Raw genomic sequence first — 5,278 nt, 5'->3', positions numbered from 1 at the left:
CGCCGCGCCTCGGTCAGCTCGCGGCCCAGCATCGCCGTGGTCCAGGCCGCGCCGGAGGCCAGCAGCAGGGTGAGGGCGGTGGCCCAGGCGGGCGCGGCCGACAGGTCGTAGGCGGCGGTGACGGCGGGCGGGGCCGGGGCGAAGACATGGTCCCGGACGGTGTGGAAGACGGCCGCCGCGCCCAGGACCAGCGCGGTCAGGCAGCACAGCAGCACCGTGGCGACCAGGCACTGCCACACCCACAGCGCCACCACCGGCTCCCGCTCCGGCCACTCGGCGCGGGTCAGCGCCCGGGGCGCCGGTACGGCGGCCGTCAGGGCGAGGACGGTCAGCAGGAGCAGGCAGACGGTCATGCCGGGGCTCCGGTTCCTGGTCGGACGTGCCTGGTCGGAAGGGGCGTGCGGCTCGCCGGCGAGCAGGGTGCGGGCCGCCTGTTGCGTATGCCGTCAGTATGACGGCCCGCGCCCGCCGAAGACAGGCGTACGGCAGACCCGCGCCCCCCGGCTCCGGCCGTCCGCACCCCCGGCCCCCGGGCCGGCCTCAGCCGCTGACGATCCGCCCCTCGACCTCGCCCAGCCCGATCCGCCCGCCGCTCTTCCCCGGCGCCCACGCCGTGAGGGTCACCACGTCCCCGTCCTCCAGGAACGTCCGCTTGCCGTCGGGGAGTTCGAGCGGGTCACGCCCGTTCCAGGTCAGCTCCAGCAGCGACCCCCGCTGCCCCTCCTCCGGCCCGCTGACCGTGCCGGAGGCGTAGAGATCGCCGGTGCGCAGCGAGGCCCCGTTCACCGTGAGGTGGGCGAGCTGCTGGGCGGCGGTCCAGTACATGGTGGAGAAGGGCGGCTCGGCCACCACCTGGCCGTTGATGGCGACGGAGATCCGCAGGTCGTAGCCACCGGGCTCGGCACCGGGCGCGGAGTCGTCGAGGTAGGGCAGCAGCGGGTGGGTGCGCTCGGGCGGGGCGACCCGCGCGTCCTCCAGGGCGGCCAGCGGGGTGATCCACGCCGAGACCGAGGTGGCGAAGGACTTGCCGAGGAAGGGCCCGAGGGGGACGTACTCCCACGCCTGGATGTCGCGCGCGGACCAGTCGTTGAGCAGGCAGAGACCGAAGACGTGGTCCCGGAACCCGGTCAGCGGGACCGGGGTGCCCTGGGTGGAGGGCACGCCCACCACGAAGCCGACCTCCGCCTCGATGTCCAGCCGGATCGAGGGCCCGAAGACCGGCGCCGGGTCGGCGGGGGCCTTGCGCTGCCCTGAGGGGCGGACCACATCGGTTCCGGAGACCACGACCGTGCCCGCGCGGCCGTGGTAACCGATGGGCAGGTGCTTCCAGTTGGGGGTGAGCGGGTCGGGGGAGTCGGGGCGGAAGATCTGGCCGACGTTCCCGGCGTGGTGCTCGGAGGCGTAGAAGTCGACGTAGTCGGCCACCTCGAACGGCAGGTGCAGCGTGACCTGCGACAGCTCGTGGAAGTGGGGCTCGACGGCCGCCCGGTGCGCGGGCTGCGTGACCCACTCGGTGAGCGCCGCGCGCACCTCGGACCAGACGGCGGGCCCCGCGGCCAGCAGCGGGTTGAGGTTCGGCGCGGAGAGCGGGTCCGCGTGCGGGAAGCCCAGCGCGCGAGCGGCGGCGCCCGCGTCCAGCACATGGTCGCCGAGCCGGACGCCGACCCGGCGGCCGGCGCTCTCGGTGTTGCCGGCGGGCGAGAACACGCCATAGGGAAGGTTGTGCGGACCGAAGGGGTCGCCCTCGGGAACGTCGAACGGTGGCACGGGGGGCATGGGGTGCTGCCTCACTCTCATCCGCGTCGGCCTTGGTTGATGATCCATAGCGTCGGGCCACACGTTACGGCCGGAACGGGTGTGTTGGGCAGGGTGCGGCGGCCGGTGGGGGCGGTGTCTAAAGAGTTCGCAATGTCCGAATAGCACTTGTCGGAGGGAAGTGTTCCGGCTTAGCGTCCTTCGGGGGACACGGACGGGGTGGGTCCGGTCCAAAGGGGGGACACGTGGGGGGACCCGTGGCCGGAAGACGCTTTGGCGCGCCCATCGAGGCGGACCGCGAAGTGCCGGGCCTGATAGTCAAGTTCGGCGGATATCCGCTGCACCACGGCGGAGTCGGCGCCATCCGCAGCCTGGGCCGGCTGGGCGTGCCGATGTACGCCATCGCCGAGGACCCGTACACCCCGGCCGCCGCCTCCCGCTATCTGGAGCGGGCGTTCGTCTGGCCGACGACCGGCGCGGAGGAGCCGGAGCACCTGGTCGAGGGGCTGCGCCGGATCGGGCGCCGGATCGGCCGGCCGACGGTCCTGATCCCGACCGACGAGGAAGCGGCCGTACTGATCGCCGAGCACCAGGACGAGCTGTCCGGTGCCTTCCTCTTCCCGCCCGTCGACCCGGCCCTGCCGAGGCGGCTGGCCAGCAAGCAGGGGCTGCACGAGCTGTGCGAGGAGCACGGCGTCGCCAGCCCCACGACCGTCTTCCCGACCTCGTACGACCAGGTCGTGGCCTTCGCGGACGAGGCGCTGTTCCCGGTGGTGGCCAAGAACCGGGAGGCGTTCGTCCGGCGCAGCCGACCCGCCGTGGGCGGCACCACCCGGATCGGCAGCCGTGCCGGTCTGCTGGCCCTCGCCCGCGACTGGGGCGACGACCCCGGTGTGATCCTCCAGGAGTACCTGCCGAGGGAGGCGGCCGAGGACTGGATCGTGCACGCCTGCTTCGACGCGGACGCGAATCCGCTGGCCGTCTTCACCGGCGTCAAGGTCCGCTCCTGGCCCCCGCACGCGGGCATGACGGCCCACGCCTATGTCGTCGACAACCCCGAACTCGCGGACCTGGCGACCCGGTTCGTGAAGCAGCTCGGCTTCGCCGGGGTCGTCGATCTCGACCTGCGTTTCGACCGCCGGGACGGCCAGTACAAGCTGCTGGACTTCAACCCCCGGATGGGCGCCCAGTTCCGGCTCTTCGAGAGCGAGGCGGGCGTCGACGTCGTACGGGCCCTGCACCTGAATCTCACCGGCCGGGCCGTCCCCGAGGGGGAGCAGCGGGCCGGGCGGCGGTTCGTCGTGGAGAACATCGACCTGCCCGCGCTGCTCGCCTACCGGCGCAGCGGCTACACCACGCCGTCCGCCCCCGCGCGGGCCGAGGGCACGGAGCTGGCGTGGCTCGCGGGCGACGACCCGATGCCGTTCCTCACGATGCTCGCCCGCTTCGGCCGCCCCGGCGCGAAGCACCTCTACCAGCTCTGGCGCACCAGCCGCCGGGGCGGCGGCACCTCGCACTCCACGAAGTAGGCAAGGCCACACGCGTGGCGCACCGCGTCCTGGGGAGGGACTTCGTGATCCGACCGGTTGCAGTCATCGGGGCCGGGCCGTACGGCCTGTCCACCGCCGCCCATCTGCGGGCGCGCGGCATCCCCGTGCGGGTCTTCGGCGACCCCATGGTGAGCTGGCGCGCGCACATGCCGGAGGGGATGCTGCTGAAATCCACCCCCGCCGCCTCGAACCTCGACTGCCCGAAGCCCGGCCACACGCTCGCCGACTACTGTGACGCGGCGGGCGTGCGGCGCCTGGTCACCGACGAGGACATCATCCCGGCGGAGACCTTCATCGCCTATGGGGAGTGGTTCCAGCAGCGGCTGGTGCCGGACCTGGAGCAGGTCCGGGTGGTGTCGGTCGAGCGGGGGCGGCCCGGTGGGTTCGAGCTGAAGCTGGACTCGGGGGAGCAGTTCGCCGCCCGCGCGGTGGTGGTCGCCACCGGGCTCTCCGGCTTCGCCCACCTGCCGCCCGAGCTGGCCGGAGCGGCGTTCGGCGGCCCCGCGCTGGTCACGCACAGCTCCCTCCACCACGACCTGGGCCGGTTCGCGGGCAAGGAGCTGATCGTCGTCGGCGCCGGCCAGTCCGCGCTGGAGACCGCCGCCCTCGCGGCCGAGGCGGGCGCCGACGTACGGGTCGTCTCGCGCGGCCGGGGGAGGGTCGACTTCGGCGCGCCGCCCTGGAAGCAGCCGAGGTTCCGCCCCCAGTCGCCGTTCGGCCGCGCCTGGTCGCTGTGGGCGCTCAGCTACCACGCCCAGCCCTACCGCTTCCTGCCCGAGAGCGTCCGGCACCACCTGGTCCGCCGGGTGCTCGGCCCGCTCGGCGCCTGGTGGCTGCGGGAGCGCTTCGAGGGCCGGGTGCAGGTGAAGGAGGTGGCGCGGGTGGTGTCCGCCGAGGCGGTGGACGGCGCGCCGGTGCTCACCGTACGCACCCACGGCGGGCGCACCGACCGGCTCACCGCCGACCACGTCATCGCGGCCACCGGCTACCGGGTCGACCTGGCCGCGCTGGACTTCCTCGGCCCCGGCCTGCGCACGGACCTGGCGGTCACGCGGGGCGCGCCGCGCCTCGGCCCCGGCTACGTCTCCTCGCTGCCCGGCCTCTACTTCACCGGCCTGCCGGCGGCCGCCTCGTACGGCCCGGTGATGCGCTTCGTGTGCGGCACGGAATTCGCCTCCCCGAGGCTGGCGAAACACCTGGCCGCGGCACACGGCGGGCGGAGCTGAGCCACGCGTCAACTCCGGTGCGCGCGGGGTGAGTCGGGGAGGACCGGTGATCCGTATTCTCTGATCATGGCCGCACCCTCCCCTCTCTCCCGTCCCTCGCTCATCGCCACCGACCTGGACGGGACGCTGCTGCGCGGCGACGACACGGTCTCCGCCAGGTCGCTCGCCGCGCTCGCGCAGGCGGCCCGCGCCGGTGCCCGGCACCTGGTGGTGACGGGCCGCCCGGCGCCCCGCGTACGCCCCCTGCTGGCCGCGCTCGGCGGTACGGGGCTCGCGGTGTGCGCGCAGGGTGCCCAGGTGTACGACGCCGCCAGCGGCACCCTGCTGTGGTCGGTCCGGCTGGACCGGGAGCTGGCCGAGACCGCGCTCGGCAAGATCGAGGCCGAGGTCGGCCAGGTGCACGCGGCCGCCGACCAGGACGGCGTGGACGGGCTCACCCTGATCGAGTCCGGCTACCGGATGCCGCACCCGACCCTGCCCGCCGTACGGGTGGAGCGGCGCGAGCAGCTCTGGCGGGCGCCGATCAGCAAGGTGCTGCTGCGCCACGACCGGCTCTCCGACGACGAACTGGCGGCCACCGCCCGCTCGGTCGTCGGCTCGCTGGCCACGGTCACCATGTCGGGGCCCGGCACGGTCGAGCTGCAGCCGTGCGGCATCACCAAGGCGACCGGTCTCGCGCTGGCCGCCGAGCACCTCGGCCTCGGCCGCGCGGACGCCGTCGCCTTCGGCGACATGCCGAACGACATC

The 5,278-nt window shown here is 74.1% G+C and carries 4 protein-coding genes and 1 pseudogene; 3 read left to right on the top strand and 2 right to left on the bottom strand.

Annotation, left to right across the window (positions count from 1 at the left end; genetic code table 11):
* Positions 1 to 353 (bottom strand): annotated as a pseudogene (locus tag GT030_RS08980) (M56 family peptidase); the annotation flags it as partial.
* Positions 354 to 540: 187 nt separating this feature from the next.
* On the bottom strand, positions 541 to 1,767 hold the full coding sequence (fahA, locus tag GT030_RS08975; protein ID WP_161200638.1) for a fumarylacetoacetase: 1,227 nt from the start codon (positions 1,765 to 1,767) through the stop codon (positions 541 to 543).
* 245 nt (positions 1,768 to 2,012) lie between these two features.
* On the opposite strand from fahA, the gene GT030_RS08970 reads away from it, so the two are divergent.
* The 3 genes from GT030_RS08970 to GT030_RS08960 all read left to right on the top strand — a co-directional run.
* Positions 2,013 to 3,284, top strand: coding sequence for an ATP-grasp domain-containing protein (locus tag GT030_RS08970; RefSeq protein WP_161200637.1), 1,272 nt, complete (start codon positions 2,013 to 2,015; stop codon positions 3,282 to 3,284).
* A 44-nt stretch (positions 3,285 to 3,328) separates the two neighbouring features.
* Entirely contained in the window at positions 3,329 to 4,531 is a 1,203-nt protein-coding gene (locus tag GT030_RS08965; protein WP_161200636.1) for an FAD-dependent oxidoreductase, read from the top strand.
* 66 nt (positions 4,532 to 4,597) lie between these two features.
* Positions 4,598 to 5,278 (top strand): HAD-IIB family hydrolase (locus GT030_RS08960; protein ID WP_161200635.1); only part of this gene is annotated, 681 nt, incomplete at its 3' end.

Source organism: Streptomyces sp. SID1328 (assembly GCF_009865595.1).
Taxonomy (GTDB): Bacteria; Actinomycetota; Actinomycetes; order Streptomycetales; family Streptomycetaceae; genus Streptomyces; species Streptomyces griseoluteus.
The sequence above is the reverse complement of the archived record's forward strand: the minus strand, read 5'-3'. Positions and strand labels throughout refer to the sequence as shown.